Source organism: Pseudomonas sp. NBRC 111138, from assembly GCF_001320835.1.
Classification (GTDB): Bacteria; Pseudomonadota; Gammaproteobacteria; order Pseudomonadales; family Pseudomonadaceae; genus Aquipseudomonas; species Aquipseudomonas paracarnis.
Map to the genome: position 1 here is coordinate 1 of NZ_BCBO01000016.1, position 16295 is coordinate 16295.

The window sequence follows — 16295 nt, forward strand, 5'->3', positions numbered from 1 at the left end:
GCTGGGCTGCGAAGCGGCCCCAAAAGCTTGCGGGCGCTGCGCACCCGAACGGGAGCAAGCTCCCTCGCCACAATAAGGGGATCGGTCAGCTGGCGGTTGCCAGCAGCAAGTCCTGCACCGAACGCGCCTTGCCACGGTGATGGTCCAGCGCATACAACGACGCCGCAATCTCATCCGCCCGAATCGGCAACACCGACAGCAAGGTATCGCTCAAGCCATGGCTGGCCTGGCTGAAGCCCTGGATGTAGATGCCAGCCTTGCAGCGCTCGTCGGTGACGATGCGGTAGTCGCGGGCCACTTCAAAGTCGCCCATGTAGGCTTGCAGCGGCGCCAGCAGTTCACGGTGCATCTGGCGCTCGTAGCCGGTGGCCAGGATTACCGCGTCGTAATGGTTGAGGCTGGTTTCGCCGGTGGCGCTATTGCGCAGGGCCAGTTCGATACCCAGCGGGCCTGGGGTGGCCTTCTCCACTACGGTCAGGGTGCGGAACGCCTGGCGGGCGATGCCGGAGACTTTCTGGCGGTAGAAAATCCCGTAGATTCGCTCGATCAGGTCCAGGTCCACTACCGAGTAGTTGGTGTTCTGGTATTCGGCGACCAAACGCTCACGCTCGGCACCGACTTGCTGGAACACCAGGTCAGTAAAGGCCGGCGAGAACACTTCGTTGACGAACGGGCTGTCGTCGGCCGGTTTGAGCGCCGAACCGCGCAGGATCATGTCGACCTGCACCGACGGGAAGCTGTCATTGAGGTCGATAAAAGCTTCTGCCGCGCTCTGGCCGCCGCCGATCACGGCGATGCGCATCGGCTTGCCGTCTACGCACGGCTGGCTGGCCATGCGCTCCAGGTACTGGGAATGGTGAAACACCCGGCTATCGCCCTTGAGCGCCTTGAATGCCTCGGGGATGCGCGGTGTGCCGCCGGCGCTGACCACCACCGAACGGGTGGTGCGCACATGCTGCTCGCCTTGGGCATCACGGGAGATCACGCGCAACGCCTCGACCTGTTGCTGATGCAGGATCGGCTCGATGGCCAGCACTTCTTCACCGTAGTTGGCCTGGGCCTGGAACTGCCCCGCCACCCAGCGCAGGTAGTCGTTGTACTCCATGCGGCAAGGGTAAAAGGTGCCCAGGTTGATGAAGTCCACCAGGCGGTCGTGGGCCTTGAGGTAGTTGACGAAGGAGTACGGGCTGGTGGGGTTGCGCAGGGTCACCAGGTCCTTGAGGAAGGAAATCTGCAGTTCACTCTGGGTCACCAGGGTATTGCCGTGCCAGCGGTAGTCGGCTTGTTTGTCGAGAAACAGCACGTCCAGCTTGCCCTGGGCCTTTTCACGCTCCTGCAGGGCGATGGCCAGCGCCAGGTTCGAAGGGCCGAAACCGATCCCGATCAGGTCATGAACCGCGGGCGAAGCAATTGCCTGTGTCATTCCAGTGTCCTCTGGATAAGCCCCTTGGCGGTGGGGCGGGAATACCTTCATGGCCTGAACAACAGGCCGTGTGTTGATAGGAAACGAGGACAGTGAAATAAAATTTAACTAACAGCCGATCAGTGCGCTTCCCACTCGCGCATACGCACCCGGCAGTGCTTCATCGCGTTGACGATGTGTTTTTCCACCAGGCTGCGGGAAATGTTCAGGCGTTCAGCGATTTGCAGATGGGACAGGCCTTCGAGTTTGCGCAACAGGAAACTGTCGCGACAGGCCGCCGGCAGCTCGGCCAAGGCGCGCTCGAGCATCTCCAGGCGCTGGCCCTGATCGTGGCTGGCGTGGGGGGAACAGGCGGCGAAGCGCTCTTCGCTGTCCAGCACCTCCAGGGGCTCGGTTTGGCGCACGGCGTTGCGCCGATGGCCGTCGATCACCAGGTTCAAGGCGGTGCGGTACAGGAAGGCGCGGGGCTGTTCGATCGGGGTGTCGCTTGCGCGCTCGAGCACCCGCACATAAGCGTCATGCACCACATCTTCGGCCACCTGACGGTTGCCCAGCTTGGCGTTGAGGAAACACACCAGCTCGCGATAGTAGTTTTCCAACATGACTCCTGACCCCACGGCCTTGGTACAAACGACACCCGGCCCCTGTAGGAGCGAGCTTGCTCGCGAAAAACCCAAGAGCGCATCCCCTTACCTGGATGCGCCCGCAATCATTGGCGGTTTTGCCATCACCGATGATGGCAGTTTGAGTGTGTGCAATTTATAGTAATTCTCATCTACTTTTAAAGAACTCTCTCATCAGCGGTCGGTTTTTTTCGCAATTCGCGCTGTAACTACTTATGTAACAGCCTAAATTCCGGAGCATTTTCCTCGTTTACCTGTCAGCTCTGCGCGACTGCGCCCCGAACTTTCCTGGCTGGAAGCTACCCATGAAACGCCCTCGACCTGCCCGACGCGCCCTGCTTGTGGTGGCGTGCCTGATTCCCATCGTTGCGTTTGCCACCTGGCAGGGCCTGACGCCGGGCCGCGATGCCCTGGCCACCGTCACCGTGACCCGCGCCGACATCGAAAACAGCGTCACCGCCCTGGGCACCCTGCAACCGCGACGTTACGTAGACGTCGGCGCCCAAGCCTCCGGGCAGATCCGCAAGATCCACGTCGAGGCCGGTGACCAGGTCCAAGAGGGCCAATTGCTGGTGGAGATCGACCCCGCCACGCAAAAAGCCAAGCTCGACGCCAGCCGCTATGCCATCGAAAACCTGCAGGCTCAGTTGCAGGAGCAGAAAGCCCAGCACCAACTGGCCCATCAGAAGTACCAGCGTCAGCAGCGCCTGAGTGCCGGCAACGCCACCCGCGAGGAAGACGTGCAGACCGCCAAGGCGGAACTCAGCGCGACCCAGGCGCGGGTCCAGATGTTCCAGGCACAGATCCGCCAGGCCCAGGCCAGCCTGCGCAGCGATGAAGCCGAGTTGGGCTACACGCGCATCTACGCGCCAATGACCGGTACCGTGGTGGCCGTGGATGCACGCGTCGGCCAGACCCTCAACGCGCAACAGCAAACGCCGCTGATCCTGCGCATCGCCAAGCTATCGCCCATGACGGTGTGGGCGGAAGTCTCCGAAGCCGACATCGGCCATGTCAAACCCGGCATGAGCGCGTATTTCACCACCCTGAGCGGTGGCAGCCGGCGCTGGACCAGCACCGTGCGCCAAATCCTGCCGATCCCGCCCAAACCCTTGAACGAAACCCAGGGCAGCGGCAGCCCGAGCAGCACCAGCAAGAGCGGCACTGGCCGAGTGGTGCTGTACACGGTGCTGCTGGACGTGGACAACGCCGACAACGCGCTGATGGCCGAGATGACCACCCAGGTCTTTTTCGTCGCCAGCCAAGTCAAGAACGCCCTCTCCGTACCCGTCGCCGCCTTGCAAAGCGTGCCCGGCTCCGCAGCGCAAATCGCCCGGGTGGTCGCCAAAAACGGGGCCATCGAAGACCGTGAAGTGCGCCTGGGCATCAGCGACCGCCTGCGGGTGGAAGTGCTCGAGGGGTTGAGCGAGGGCGACCACCTGTTGATCGGCCCGGTTGATAGCCATGGGGGCTGAAATGACCACGCCCCTGATTGAACTCAAAGGCATCCGCAAATCCTACGGCGGCGGCGACAGCCCGCAGGTCGATGTGTTGCGCGGCATCGACCTGTCGATCCATGCCGGCGAGTTCGTCGCCATTGTCGGCGCGTCGGGCTCGGGTAAATCGACGCTGATGAACATCCTCGGCTGCCTCGACCGCCCCACCGAGGGCGACTACCTGTTCGCCGGGGAAAACGTCGCCCACCTGGGCAGCGACGAACTGGCCTGGCTACGCCGCGAAGCCTTCGGTTTTGTGTTTCAGGGCTACCACTTGATTCCCTCAGGCTCCGCCCAGGAAAACGTCGAGATGCCGGCGATCTATGCCGGCATCAGCGCCGCCGAACGCCATGCCCGCGCCAGCGCCCTGCTCACCCGCCTGGGCCTGGCCGAGCGCACCGGCAATCGGCCGCACCAGCTGTCGGGTGGGCAACAGCAACGGGTGTCCATCGCCCGCGCCCTGATGAACGGCGGCCATATCATCCTCGCCGACGAACCCACCGGCGCCCTCGACAGCCATAGCGGCGCCGAGGTCATGGCCTTGCTCGACGAACTGGCGAGCCAGGGCCATGTGGTCATTCTGATTACCCACGACCGTGAAGTGGCGGCGCGAGCCAACCGCATCATCGAGATTCGCGACGGCCAGATCATCAGCGATTCGGCTGACACCCGCGCGGCCACGCCCAGCGTGGCGGCCGGCGCCTTGCACGCCGTGGACCTGCGCCAACGCCTGGTCGACGGCGCCGAGCACAATGGTGCCTGGAAAGCCGAATTGCTGGATGCCGTGCAGGCCGCCTGGCGGGTGATGTGGATCAACCGTTTTCGCACGGCGCTGACGCTGCTGGGCATCATCATCGGCGTCGCGTCGGTGGTGGTGATGCTGGCAGTGGGCGAAGGCAGCAAGCGCCAGGTCATGGCGCAGATGGGCGCGTTCGGCTCCAATATCATCTACCTCAGCGGATCTTCGCCCAACCCGCGTACGCCGCTGGGTATCGTGTCCCTCAACGATGTCGCGGCCCTGGCGACGCTGCCTCAGGTCAAGCGCATCATGCCGGTCAACGGCAACGACGCGGGAGTGCGCTTCGGCAACGTCGACTACATGGCTTACGTGGGGGGCAACGACACCAACTTCCCGGAGATCTTCAACTGGCCGGTGGTCGAGGGCAGCTACTTCACCGAGGCCGACGAACGCGCCGCCGCCACGGTCGCCGTGATCGGCGCGCGCATCCGCCAAAAATTGTTCAAGGACGTGGCCAGCCCTATCGGCCAGTACATCCTGATCGAGAACGTACCCTTCCAGGTGGTCGGCGTGCTCGCGGAAAAAGGCTCCAGCTCCGGCAACAAGGACAGTGACGACCGTGTCGCCATTCCCTACAGCGCCGCCAGTGTCCGCCTGTTCGGCAGCTACAACCCCGAATACGTGGCGATTGCCACCACCGATGCACGCAAGGTGCATGAAGCCGAACGCGCCATCGACCAGTTGATGCTGAAGCTGCACAACGGCAAGCGCGACTACGAGCTGACCAACAATGCCGCGATGATTCAGGCCGAAGCCCGCACCCAGAACACCCTGTCGCTGATGCTCGGCTCGATTGCGGCGATCTCCCTGCTGGTGGGCGGCATCGGCGTGATGAATATCATGTTGATGACCGTGCGCGAACGCACCCGTGAAATCGGCATCCGTATGGCCACCGGGGCACGCCAGCGCGACATCCTGCGCCAGTTCCTCACCGAGGCGGTGATGCTCTCGGTGGTCGGCGGCCTGTTCGGTATTGCCCTGGCATTGCTGGTAGGCGGCGTGCTGGTGCTGGCTGAAGTGGCGGTGCAGTTTTCCCTGGTGGCGGTGCTCGGCGCGTTTGGCTGTGCGCTGGTGACCGGCGTCGTATTCGGCTTTATGCCGGCCCGTAAAGCTGCCCGGCTCGATCCGGTTAAGGCGTTGACCAGTGAATAAACGATCTCTCACTCCACGACTGTCAGCGTTCAGTGTGTGCCTGTTGCTCACGGCCTGTGGCGCTAACCCGCCGGCCATCGACAGCGGCCTCGCCACGCCCGCCGCCTGGCACTATGCAGAACGCGAAGCGACCCAAGCCATCAACCAGCGCTGGTGGACGCAGTTTGGCAGCCCGGCGTTGAACCGCCTGATCGACCAGGCCCGTCGTGACAGTTTCGACGTAGCGGCCGCCATGGCGCGGGTCCGTCAGGCCCAGGCCACGGCGGTGATTGCTGGCGCGCCGCTGCTGCCGGAGCTGAAATTCAACCTCACCGCCAGCCGGCAAAGACTGTTGCGCGGCAGCGGCAACTCGGACCTGGACGCCACCGAAAGCAATCGGACCGTCAACAGCTATGACGCCAGCCTCACCGCCAGCTATGAAATCGACTTCTGGGGGGGCCGCGCCGCTGCGCGCGACAGCGCCGTGCAGAGCCTGCACGCCAGTGAGTTCGCTCAGGCCAACGTGGAGCTGACCCTGCTCAGCAATGTCGCCGACCGCTACGCGCAAACCCTGGCCGCACGCCAGCGCCTGCAGATTGCCGAGCTCAACCTGGCGAATGCACGCCATGTGCTGAACCTGGTACAGACCCGCCACGACGCCGGTTCCGCCACGGCCCTGGAACTGGCTCAACAGAAGAGCCTGGTGGCCAGCCAGCAACGGCAATTGCCGCTGATCCAGCAATCGGTCGAAGAGTCGCAAATCACTTTGGCCGCCTTGCTCGGCCAACCCGTACAGGCTCTGGAACTGGGCGCTGAACCCTTCCAGGCATTGACCTGGCCGAGTATCGGGCCCGGTGTACCGAGCCAGTTATTGAGCCGGCGCCCCGACCTCGCCCAGGCCGAAGCCCAGTTGGCAGCGGCCCGTGCCGACGTCACGGTGGCCCGTGCAGCGATGCTGCCCTCAGTGACATTGGGCGCGACCCTCGGCTCTGGCGCATACAAGGCCCAAGAGGTCTTGCGCAGCCCCTTCTACACCCTGACCTCGGGCCTGATGGCGCCAATCTTCAACAATGGCCGGCTGAGCGCCGAGCGCGACAAGGCTCGGGCACGCCAGGATGAACTGCTGCAAAGCTACCGCGGGGCGATCATCAATGGCTTTGCCGATGTGGAAAAAGCCCTCAGCAGCATCACCCGCCTTGACCAGCAACGCCAGTGGCAAAGCGAGGAGCTGCAACAGGCGCAGACCGCGTTTCAGATTGCCCAGAGCCGCTACGAAGCCGGTGCCGAAGACCTGCTCACGGTGCTGGAAACCCAGCGCACTTTGTACGGCGCCCAGGACCAGAACGTGCTACTGCGCCTGTCGCGCCTACAAGCCAGCATCGCCCTGTACAAGGCATTAGGCGGTGGCTGGAAAACCAACATCTGATAAACGAAACTCATATTTCATACACGAGTTGTTTCTTCACCCTACATTCTTCACCTCAAGGTCCTTGGTAAAAAAGCCGTTATCACACGGAAGCCCGGGACCTCATGATGAAACCCAGCGTTGTTGTAAAAGGCCTGGCCTGCATTGGCTGCTGGTTGATACCGAACCTGGCGCTGGCCAAGCCCTTGATCGCCCCCACCGCAATCGACTGGCTGCTGGACTGCCCCCTCACCACGACGGCGCACTTGAACCCGCAAGTGGTTGGCCGCACCCAATGCGGCCTGGTCAACGTCCCCCGCGACCATGCCGCCCCCCAGCGCGGCCGCCTAAGCTTGAGCGTGACACGGGTAGGCGCACGGCAACCGCTCAACCGTGAAGGTGTCGTGTTCATCCAGGCCGGCGACCCCCTCCAGGCCAAGGACGTGCCTTTCGTTCTTCACCTCGCCAGCCGCTGGGAGTCGCTTGCTACCCAGGCCTATCGCACCCTGGTCGACCGTTATGACGTCATCGAGCTGAGCGCCCGCGACCTGCGCGAAGGCAATGCCGTGGAACAGGCCGCGCGGGACATGGAGTTCGTGCGCGGGCAACTTGACGAGGCGCGCCTCAACTACCTGGGCAACGCCGCTGCCACCCGCCTCGGCAGCCGCTACGGCACGCTGTTTCCCGAGCGTGTCGGGCGCATGGTGCTGATCAATGCCGAGCCTGGCGAAGCAGTCGCCACCGGTGTCGAGCAACTCTTGCTCAAGGAGTCGGCGCGCGCAGGCGCCGACGGCTGCGTCAACCGCTGGCTGGGGGATTTTCTCGCCTATGGTAGACAACCGCCGGCGTCCACGCGCTGTCTCGACCTCAGCGCCTGGGAGTAAGTAGCCCACGCATTTACGACCTCTTGCCACCAAAAACGACAGCCTGCGTTGACGCACTTCCCCAATCGTTATTAAGTGCTATTTATCCGCATTAATACGATAAATCACCGCCATGCTGACTCGCCCGCTACGCCGCAAACGCCAGAAGCTGTCCGATGTGATTGTCGAGTCGGTCAAGCGCTCGATCGTCACCGACGCCTTGAAGCCCGGCGACCGCCTGCCCACCGAACGCGAGCTGATGGAAAGCTTCCAGTGTTCCAAGGGTTCGGCACGCGAAGCGCTCAAGGCGTTGGAAGTGGAGGGCCTGGTGAGCACGCGCACCGGCCCCAGCGGCGGGGCTTACTTGAACCAGGCCGGCACCGAGCCGGCCAGCCGCGCCTTGCGCAATTACCTGCACTTCCAGCACTTGGACGGCGAGCAGGTCTACCAACTGCGCAAGGTCATCGAAGTGGAATTGGCGGTGTCGGTGCTCGGGCGTTTGAGCGAAAACGATTACACCGCCCTGCAAGCCAATGTGGATTTTTGCAGCGCCCCCGAAGACAGCGAAGCCGGCCAGCGCGAACAGCGCCTGGCGGAACTGGAGTTCCACAACCTGCTGGCCCGGGCCTGCCCCAACCCGCTGCTGAGCTTCATGGCGCAGTTTCTCAATGACTTGCTGCGCGACCTGGTGGTGCTGAAAAAAGCCTACAAGCCCAAACGCAAGCAGTTCGACGCGGCCAACCTCGACTATCACAAGCAACTGCTGATCGCCTTTCGCGCCGGGGACGAAAGCGCGGTGCGCAGCTTGATGCATGAACACATGTGCGATGCCGAACACCATATGACCGCGCTGGAAGGCCAAGTGAGCCCGCATTTCCTACTGGAGTTCGATCATCCTTAAACACGCCAACAATCCAATGTGGGAACCCGATCAATGTGGGAGCTGGCTTGCCTGCGATGCGGGCGCCTCGGTGTTACAGGGGACCGAGTCGATGCCATCGCAGGCAAGCCAGCTCCCACAGTTGACCCCGTTCACCCGCGAAATCGAGTTATCCAATAACAAGCCTGCCCACAGGCCCTTGCTCCACCGTATCGCCCTTGCCGCTCCTGCCAATAACTAAACCAGGGAGTCACCCCATGCAGCGTCGTACGTTATTGAAAGCCAGCCTCACCGCGGCCGCCGCCCTCAGCCTTCCGCTGAGCGTGCGTTCGGCATTCGCCGCCGAGCCCTTTACCTTTTACGGCCTCAAGTCCATGTCTGGCGCCTTTGCCAGCTATGGCAAATTTGCCGACATGGGTTCGCGCCTGGCGGTGCAACAACACCCCGAATTGCTCGGCCGCCCGCTGAACTACAAGGTCATCGACACCGAAGGCAACGCCGGCAAGGCAGTGCGCAAGGTGCAGGAGGCCATCGCGCAGGACGGCGCGCGGTTCTTCCAGGGCTGCACGCTGTCGTCTTCCGCCCTGGCCGTGGCCAAGGAAGTGGACAAGGTCGGCGGCGTGTTCATGACCCCGGTGGGCGCCGATGAAGTGACAGGCAAGGACTGCAACAACGCGACCTTCCGCTGGTCGGTGCCCACCTACGGCGCGATACGCGAAACCATGGTGCCGCTGATCAAGCTGCTGCCGGACGCCAAGCGCTGGTACACCATCACCCCGCAATACGTATTCGGCGAAGCCTTGCTCGAAGGCGCCAGAAACGTGCTCAAGGAGCATGGCCTGGAACACGTGGGCAACAGCTACCACTCGCTGCAGGAACAGGAATTCTCCGGCTACCTGACCAACGCCATTTCCACCAAGCCCGATGTGCTGGTGCTGCTCAACTTTGGCAGCCAATCGTCCAACACCCTGCGCCAGGCCGTGAACTTCGGCATCAAGGAGCGCATGAAGGTGCTGCTGGTGTGGTCTGCCGGCCTGGATCAGTTCCAGGAACTGGGCAGCGATGTGCTCGAGGGCGTGTACCTCGGCGCACAGTACTGGCACCAGGTCGACACCCCGCTCAACCGTGAACTGGTCAAGCTGACCCAGGCCAAGTACGGCATCAACCCCACCTACCCGCTGGCCGCCGACTACATCAGCACCAAAGTCATGCTCGACACCATCATTGCCACCGGCAGCTTCGACGGCCCGACCGTGGCCAAGGCCCTGCAAGGCTTGAGCTACGAAGGCCCGACCGGCAAGGAGTTAATCCGCGCCGGCGACCACCAGGTGATCAAGGACTACTACCTGCTGATCGGCAAGGCCAGCGGCGACATGGCCGACAAGGACGACCTGGCCAAAGTGCTCAGCGCTGGCCAATCGTTCCCCGCAGTCGAGGCGACAGGCTGCACGCTCGGCTGACCGCTTAACTTTTGTCGCGCAGGGCCGTGCAAGCGGCCGTCTGCGGAGGGTGCCTGCATGCTTAATTTGTACCTGTTCCAGATTCTCAACGGCCTTGGGCTGGGGATGATCTACTTCCTGATCGCGGTAGGTCTGACGATCATTTTCGGCCTGCTCAACTTCGTCAATTTCGCCCACGGCGCGTTCTTCCTGCTCGGCGCCTACATCTGCTACACCGCGGTGAGCCTCACCGGCAACTTCTGGCTGGCGCTGCTGATCGCGCCGCTGGTGGTGGCCGCGCTGGCCTGGGTGATCGAGCGCTTGCTGATCCAGCGCATCTACCACTTGCCACACATGTTCCAGATTCTGGTGACCCTGGGGATCGCCCTGATCATCCAGGAAGCCAGCGTGATGATCTGGGGGCCGGTGGGCAAAAGCGTCGCCGTGCCGGAACTGTTGCGCGGCGTGCTGGTGGTAGGTGATTTCGTCTACCCCTACTACCGCCTGTTCCTTATCGTGTTTTCCGGGCTGGTGGGCCTGGGCCTGTGGCTGCTGCTGGAACGTACGCGCTTCGGTGCTCTGGTGCGCGCTGGCAGTGAAAGCACCGAAACCGTGTCGCTACTGGGCACCAATATTTTCCGCCTGTTCTCCATGACCTTCGCCCTCGGCGTCGCCCTGGCCGGTGTCGCTGGGGTGTTGTTTGCGCCCTTGCGCGGCGCCCAGCCCTTTGTCGGCCCGGAGATTCTGGGCATCGCCTTCGTGGTGGTGGTGATCGGCGGCATGGGCTCGTTCAGCGGTGCGCTGGTCGGCGGTTTGCTGGTGGGCGTGGTGCAAAGCCTGATGACCACACTCTGGCCCCAGGGTGCGAGCCTGATGATCTACGGCGCCATGGCCGTGGTGATTCTGGTACGCCCTTATGGCCTGTTCGGGAGAGCCTGACATGAGCGATAAAAACCCGCTGCCGTTTGCCAAGACCCAATCCAGAGCCATGTTGCTGTGGGTGTTGGCCGTGCTGATCGGCCTGCCGTTGGTGTTGCCCTCGGCGACCCTGGCCACCGAGATCCTCATCTTTGCCATGGCCGCCCTCGCCTGCAACCTGCTGCTGGGCTATACCGGGCTGCTGTCCTTCGGCCAAGGCATCTTCTTTGGTGCCGGTGCTTATTGTGCGGCGCTGTTGATGATCCACCTGCAACTGGGCCTGTTAACCGCGTTGCTCGGCGCGGCGATTGCCGGTGGTTTCCTGGCGCTGCTGGTGGGCGCCCTGGCGATTCGGCGCACGGGCATTTACTTCGTGATGCTCACGTTGGCGTTCAGCCAGATGGCGTACTTCGTCGCCTACACCCTGAGCGACTGGACCGGCGGCGACAACGGCCTGCTCAGCGTGCCGCGCCCGGAGATTCGTGTGGGCGACACCGTGCTGCTGTCCCTGGCCGACGCCCGTGCCTTCTATGGTTTTGTCGCGGTGCTGTTCCTGCTGATCTTCATCGGCGCACGCCGGGTCATCGCTTCGCCGTTTGGCAGCACGCTGATGGCGATCCGCGAGAACGAAACCCGCGCCTCGGCCATCGGCTACGACACGCGCCACTTCAAGATCCTGGTGTTCGTGCTGTCCGGTGCGGTCACCGGGATTGCCGGGGCGCTGTACGCCATGCTGCTGCACTTTGTGCCGCTGTCGAATATCGATCTGGCAATGTCCGAGAACATCCTGATCATGACCATCGTCGGCGGCACCGGCTCGCTGTTCGGCTCGCTGCTGGGCGCCGGCTCCATCGTGCTGCTGGGCGACTTTCTCTCCGACCTGTGGCCGCGCTGGCTGATGCTGCTGGGGGTAATCCTGATCCTGGTGGTGATCTTCATGCGCGGCGGTTTGTGGGGCGGCCTCGCGTCGCTATTCGAGAAGGTGCGCGGCGCGCGCAAACCCGCGGTCGTCGCCAAGGAGGACGGGCTATGAGTGTCTTGCTGGAAACCCAAAACCTGGAGCTGGCCTACGGCGCGTTCCACGCGGTCAATGGCGTCAACCTCAAGGTTGAAGCCGGCACCATCCACACCATCATCGGCCCCAACGGCGCGGGCAAGACCAGCCTGTTCCACTGCCTGACAGGTGAACGCCAGGCCACCGCCGGGGCGATCCATTTCGACGGCAAGAACCTGATGCGCAAGCCCGCCCACGGCCGCGTCGGCCTGGGCATGGCGCGCTCGTTCCAACTCACCAGCCTGTTCCAGAACCTCAGCGTGCGCGAAAACCTGCGCCTGGCCGCCCAAGGCCGCGATGGCTCGCGTGCCTTGAACTTCTGGCGTCGGGTGGACAGCCAGCGCGAACACCTGGAGATGGCCGACCAGGTGCTGGAACGCCTGCAACTCACGGCACGCGCCGACACCCTGGCCGGTGAGTTGTCCCACGGCCAGCAACGGGTGCTGGAGGTGGGCATGTCGATCTGCTCCAAACCCAAACTGTTGATGCTCGACGAGCCCACCTCGGGCATGGGCATCGACGATATTCCGATCATGACCCAACTGATCAGCGACCTTGGGCGCGACCATACGGTGCTGTTGATCGAACACAACATGAGCATCGTCATGTCCATCAGCCAGCGCATCACGGTGATGAGCCATGGGCAGATCCTGGTGGAAGGCACGCCGGAGTTCGTGCGCGCCGATGAACGTGTGCGTACTGCCTATCTTGGGGAGGCTGCCTGATGCTGATCGTCGAGAATATCCATTCCTACTACGACAAAAGCCATGTGCTTGAAGGCGTGTCGCTGAGCGTCAACCCTGGCGAACTGGTGACTCTGCTCGGCCGTAACGGTGCCGGCAAGACCACCACCCTGCGCAGCATCCTCGGCATCATCTGCCCGCGCCAGGGTCAGATCCACTTCAACGGCCAGGCGTTGGTAGGGCAGAAGATCTTTGAAATTGCGCGCCAGGGCTTGGCGCTGGTGCCGGAAAACCGCGGGATTTTCCGCCTGCTGACGGTGGAGGAAAACTTGCGCATCGCTGCCCGCAAGCACAGCCGCTGGCAACTGGAAGACGTATACGCCATGTTCCCGCGCCTCAAGGAGCGGCGCAAAAACGCCGGCCATGCGTTGTCCGGCGGCGAACAGCAGATGCTGGCCATCGCCCGCGCCCTGCTGAACGACCCCAAGCTGCTGATCCTCGACGAACCCACTGAAGGCCTGGCCCCGGTGATCGTCGACGAGCTGGTGAAGATCCTGCGCAAGGTCAAGGACGAGGGTCTGCCGGTGTTGCTGGTGGAACAGAACCTGATGGTCTGCGACAAGCTCGCCGACCGTCATTACGTGCTCGAACAGGGCCGCGTGGTGTACGAGGGCAGCGCCGCTGACTTCCGCGCCGACCCGACGATCAAAAACCGATACCTGGCCTTGAGTGCCTGAGTGGAGATTCCTGATGAATAGTCTTGCGCAACCGCTCCAGAGCAATGCCCCGCTGATCAACCGCGACCGTTTGTGGCAGTCGCTGATGGACCTGGCTCGGCTCGGCGCCACGGCCAAGGGCGGCGTGTGTCGCCTGGCCCTCACCGACCTGGACCGCCAGGCCCGCGACCTGTTCGTGCAGTGGTGCGAAGCCGCCGGGTGCAGCGTCAGTGTGGATGCCATCGGCAATATTTTCGCGCGGCGCCCTGGACGCAACCCCGCCCTGCCCCCGGTCATGACCGGCAGCCATATCGACACCCAGCCCACCGGCGGCAAGTTCGACGGTTGCTACGGGGTAATGGCCGGGCTGGAAGTGATCCGCACGCTCAATGACTTGCAGATCGAAACCCAGGCACCCATCGAAGTGGTGGTGTGGACCAACGAAGAAGGCTCGCGCTTCCCGCCGTGCATGATGGGCTCCGGGGTATTTGCCGGGAAGTTCGACTTGCAGGAGACTCTCGACAAACTCGACGACCAGGGCCTGTCGGTAGGCAGCGAATTGCAGCGCATCGGCTATGCCGGTTCGCGTGTGGTGCTGGGCCATCCGGTGGGCGCTTATTTCGAGGCGCATATCGAGCAAGGCCCGGTGTTGGAGGACCAGGCGATTACCCTGGGGGTTGTGATGGGCTGCCTGGGCCAGAAGTGGTTCGACCTGACCCTCACCGGCGTCGAGGCGCATGCGGGCCCTACGCCCATGCACCTGCGCAAGGATGCCCTGGTGGGCTCTGCCGAGGTGGTGAGCGCGGTCAACCGTATCGCCCATCAGCATCAGCCTCACGCCTGCGGCACCGTCGGCTGCCTTAACCTGCACCCTGGCTCGCGCAACGTGATCCCCGGCCAGGTGCACATGACCATCGACCTGCGTCACCTGCACGCCGACAAGCTGCAAGCCATGGTCGATGAAGTGCGCGCAGTGATCGAAGACGCGGCCGCCCGCCACGGCTTGACGTTTGAACTGACGCCCACCGCCGACTTCCCGCCGCTGGACTTTCACCCGACCTGCGTCAACGCCGTGCGCGAGGCTGCCCAGGCATTGGGCTTGAGCCATATGGACATTGTCAGCGGCGCCGGGCATGACGCGATTTTCGTCGCTGAACTGGGCCCGGCCGGGATGATCTTTGTGCCGTGCGAAGGCGGCATCAGCCATAACGAAATCGAAAACGCCGCGCCGGATGATCTGGCCGCAGGCTGCGCGGTGTTGCTGCGCGCCATGGTCAACGCGGCGCAGGGAGTTCAAGCATGAGTGAGATCGGCCAATTGACGGCGGTGCAACTGCTGCAACACTTTCGTGACAAGACCTTGTCGCCCGTGGAGGTCACCGAAGACGCGTTGCTGCGCATCGAGCGCTACAACCCGGTGGTGAATGCTTACTGCCATGTCGACCCGCAAGGCGCCCTGGACGCTGCGCGGGCGTCGGAACAACGCTGGTTCAAGGGCGAACCTTGCGGCGCCCTGGATGGCGTGCCGGCGTCGATCAAGGACCTCACGCTGACAGTCGGTATGCCCACGCGCAAAGGCTCACGCACCTCCAGTGCCGAGGGCCCGTGGGACGTGGACGCGCCCTTCTCGGCCTTCATGCGCAAGGCTGGCGCGGTGCTGCTGGGCAAGACCACCACCCCGGAATTCGGCTGGAAAGGCGTGACCGACAACCCGCTGTACGGCATCACCCGCAACCCGTGGGACACGCGCACCACCGCCGGTGGCTCGTCCGGGGGCGCCGCTGCGGCGGCGGCGTTGAACCTGGGCGTGCTGCACCAGGGCAGCGACGCCGGCGGCTCGATCCGTATTCCCTGTGCGTTTACCGGCACCTTCGGGATCAAGCCGACCTTCGGCTATGTGCCGCAATGGCCGGCCAGCTCCATGACGATCCTGTCGCACCTGGGGCCGATGACGCGCACCGTGGAAGACAGTGTGCTGATGCTGCAAGCCGTGGCGCGACCGGATGCACGGGACGGCTTGATCGGCGCGCCGCGAACCACGCCCTGGCTGGTTCCAGGGACGGACTTGAAAGGGTTGCGTATCGCCTATAGCCCCACGTTCGGCTATGTGAAAGTCGACCCGCAAGTCGCCCAGGTGGTGGATCAGGCTGTGCAGGGCCTGGTGCAACTGGGCGCCCATGTCGAACAGATCGACCCCGGTTTCAGCGACCCATTGGACGTCTTCAGCACCTTGTGGGCCGCCGGTGCCGCTCGCCTGACCGGCACGATGAGCGAGGCGCAAAAGCAACTGCTGGACCCAGGGCTTCTACGTATTGCGCAACGGGGCGAGCGCTTGAGCCTGGACAATTTCAACGCAGCCCTGGAAGCCCGGGCGGCGCTGGTTGCACGGATGGCAGCCTTCCATGAGCATTACGATGTGTTGGTGTCACCGATGATGCCGATCACCGCGTTCGAGGCGGGGCATAACGTACCACCGGGTTCGGGAATGACTGAGTGGATGGAATGGACGCCGTTCACCTACCCGTTCAACCTTACCCAACAACCGGCGGCGTCAGTGCCCTGTGGGTTGGCGGCAAATGGCTCGCCGGTGGGCTTGCATGTGGTGGGTGCGCGGTTTGCCGATGAGCAAGTACTTAGGGTGTGTCACGCGTATGCACAGGCATTCCCCACAGCGCACTTGCACACACCGAAAATCCCGACCTGAAATACCTACAACTGTGGGAGCTGGCTTGCCTGCGATAGCGCTGTTTCAGTCAGCACATTGGCCTCTGACACACCGCCGTCGCAGCTTCTACACAATTTTGTAGGTTGTAGCAGCCAACGGTAACCACGATGCGAAGCGAGCCGCTCTTGATCTTGCTCTTGA

General features: G+C 63.2%; 14 protein-coding genes. 12 read left to right on the top strand and 2 right to left on the bottom strand.

Features of this window, described 5'->3' with window-relative positions; translation table 11 throughout:
- Positions 1-85: 85 nt before the first annotated feature.
- Together APH41_RS03420 and APH41_RS03425 are read right to left on the bottom strand one after the other, a co-directional pair.
- Positions 86-1423, bottom strand: a complete 1338-nt coding sequence (locus APH41_RS03420) for a lysine N(6)-hydroxylase/L-ornithine N(5)-oxygenase family protein (RefSeq protein ID WP_054897439.1) — start codon at positions 1421-1423, stop codon at positions 86-88.
- 119 nt (positions 1424-1542) lie between these two features.
- The gene (locus tag APH41_RS03425) at positions 1543-2025 is read right to left on the bottom strand and encodes a sigma-70 family RNA polymerase sigma factor (protein WP_054917433.1); all 483 of its coding nucleotides are present in this window, start codon (positions 2023-2025) and stop codon (positions 1543-1545) included.
- A 326-nt stretch (positions 2026-2351) separates the two neighbouring features.
- On the opposite strand from APH41_RS03425, the gene APH41_RS03430 reads away from it, so the two are divergent.
- From APH41_RS03430 to APH41_RS03490, 12 genes are all read left to right on the top strand, one after another.
- Positions 2352-3521: an efflux RND transporter periplasmic adaptor subunit gene (locus tag APH41_RS03430; RefSeq protein ID WP_054917435.1), complete on the top strand. Its 1170-nt coding sequence runs from the start codon at positions 2352-2354 to the stop codon at positions 3519-3521.
- A 1-nt stretch (position 3522) separates the two neighbouring features.
- Positions 3523-5493 (top strand): MacB family efflux pump subunit, encoded by a 1971-nt coding sequence (locus tag APH41_RS03435; RefSeq protein WP_054917437.1) that lies wholly within the window; start codon positions 3523-3525, stop codon positions 5491-5493.
- Positions 5486-6898 carry an efflux transporter outer membrane subunit gene (locus tag APH41_RS03440; RefSeq protein ID WP_054917439.1) on the top strand — a complete coding sequence of 471 codons (1413 nt, stop codon included), beginning with the start codon at positions 5486-5488 and terminating at the stop codon, positions 6896-6898. Before APH41_RS03435 ends, APH41_RS03440 begins: the two co-directional genes overlap by 8 nt.
- Before the next feature lie 107 nt (positions 6899-7005).
- The gene (locus APH41_RS03445; RefSeq protein WP_054917448.1) at positions 7006-7761 is read left to right on the top strand and encodes a hypothetical protein; all 756 of its coding nucleotides are present in this window, start codon (positions 7006-7008) and stop codon (positions 7759-7761) included.
- A 112-nt stretch (positions 7762-7873) separates the two neighbouring features.
- On the top strand, positions 7874-8641 hold the full coding sequence (locus APH41_RS03450) for a FadR/GntR family transcriptional regulator (protein WP_034127984.1): 768 nt from the start codon (positions 7874-7876) through the stop codon (positions 8639-8641).
- 236 nt (positions 8642-8877) lie between these two features.
- Positions 8878-10080, top strand: coding sequence for an ABC transporter substrate-binding protein (locus tag APH41_RS03460; RefSeq protein ID WP_054917441.1), 1203 nt, complete (start codon positions 8878-8880; stop codon positions 10078-10080).
- A gap of 57 nt (positions 10081-10137) precedes the next feature.
- On the top strand, positions 10138-10998 hold the full coding sequence (locus APH41_RS03465) for a branched-chain amino acid ABC transporter permease (RefSeq protein ID WP_003192337.1): 861 nt from the start codon (positions 10138-10140) through the stop codon (positions 10996-10998).
- Position 10999: 1 nt separating this feature from the next.
- Entirely contained in the window at positions 11000-12010 is a 1011-nt protein-coding gene (locus APH41_RS03470; RefSeq protein WP_054917442.1) for a branched-chain amino acid ABC transporter permease, read from the top strand.
- On the top strand, positions 12007-12756 hold the full coding sequence (locus APH41_RS03475; protein ID WP_054917444.1) for an ABC transporter ATP-binding protein: 750 nt from the start codon (positions 12007-12009) through the stop codon (positions 12754-12756). Before APH41_RS03470 ends, APH41_RS03475 begins: the two co-directional genes overlap by 4 nt.
- On the top strand, positions 12756-13451 hold the full coding sequence (locus APH41_RS03480) for an ABC transporter ATP-binding protein (protein WP_003192343.1): 696 nt from the start codon (positions 12756-12758) through the stop codon (positions 13449-13451). Before APH41_RS03475 ends, APH41_RS03480 begins: the two co-directional genes overlap by 1 nt.
- A gap of 13 nt (positions 13452-13464) precedes the next feature.
- Positions 13465-14733, top strand: coding sequence for a Zn-dependent hydrolase (locus APH41_RS03485; protein WP_054917446.1), 1269 nt, complete (start codon positions 13465-13467; stop codon positions 14731-14733).
- Entirely contained in the window at positions 14730-16133 is a 1404-nt protein-coding gene (locus tag APH41_RS03490) for an amidase (RefSeq protein WP_054917447.1), read from the top strand. Before APH41_RS03485 ends, APH41_RS03490 begins: the two co-directional genes overlap by 4 nt.
- Positions 16134-16295 lie beyond the last annotated feature (162 nt).

Bases quoted from the DNA above. Each gene is read 5' to 3' on its own strand.
- APH41_RS03490 (WP_054917447.1), top strand. From the start codon at position 14,730: ATGAGTGAGATCGGCCAATTGACGGCGGTGCAACTGCTGCAACACTTT.
- APH41_RS03465 (WP_003192337.1), top strand. From the start codon at position 10,138: ATGCTTAATTTGTACCTGTTCCAGATTCTCAACGGCCTTGGGCTGGGG.
- APH41_RS03445 (WP_054917448.1), top strand. From the start codon at position 7,006: ATGAAACCCAGCGTTGTTGTAAAAGGCCTGGCCTGCATTGGCTGCTGG.
- APH41_RS03475 (WP_054917444.1), top strand. From the start codon at position 12,007: ATGAGTGTCTTGCTGGAAACCCAAAACCTGGAGCTGGCCTACGGCGCG.
- APH41_RS03470 (WP_054917442.1), top strand. From the start codon at position 11,000: ATGAGCGATAAAAACCCGCTGCCGTTTGCCAAGACCCAATCCAGAGCC.
- APH41_RS03420 (WP_054897439.1), bottom strand. From the start codon at position 1,423: ATGACACAGGCAATTGCTTCGCCCGCGGTTCATGACCTGATCGGGATC.
- APH41_RS03480 (WP_003192343.1), top strand. From the start codon at position 12,756: ATGCTGATCGTCGAGAATATCCATTCCTACTACGACAAAAGCCATGTG.
- APH41_RS03430 (WP_054917435.1), top strand. From the start codon at position 2,352: ATGAAACGCCCTCGACCTGCCCGACGCGCCCTGCTTGTGGTGGCGTGC.
- APH41_RS03435 (WP_054917437.1), top strand. From the start codon at position 3,523: ATGACCACGCCCCTGATTGAACTCAAAGGCATCCGCAAATCCTACGGC.
- APH41_RS03425 (WP_054917433.1), bottom strand. From the start codon at position 2,025: ATGTTGGAAAACTACTATCGCGAGCTGGTGTGTTTCCTCAACGCCAAG.
- APH41_RS03460 (WP_054917441.1), top strand. From the start codon at position 8,878: ATGCAGCGTCGTACGTTATTGAAAGCCAGCCTCACCGCGGCCGCCGCC.
- APH41_RS03485 (WP_054917446.1), top strand. From the start codon at position 13,465: ATGAATAGTCTTGCGCAACCGCTCCAGAGCAATGCCCCGCTGATCAAC.
- APH41_RS03450 (WP_034127984.1), top strand. From the start codon at position 7,874: ATGCTGACTCGCCCGCTACGCCGCAAACGCCAGAAGCTGTCCGATGTG.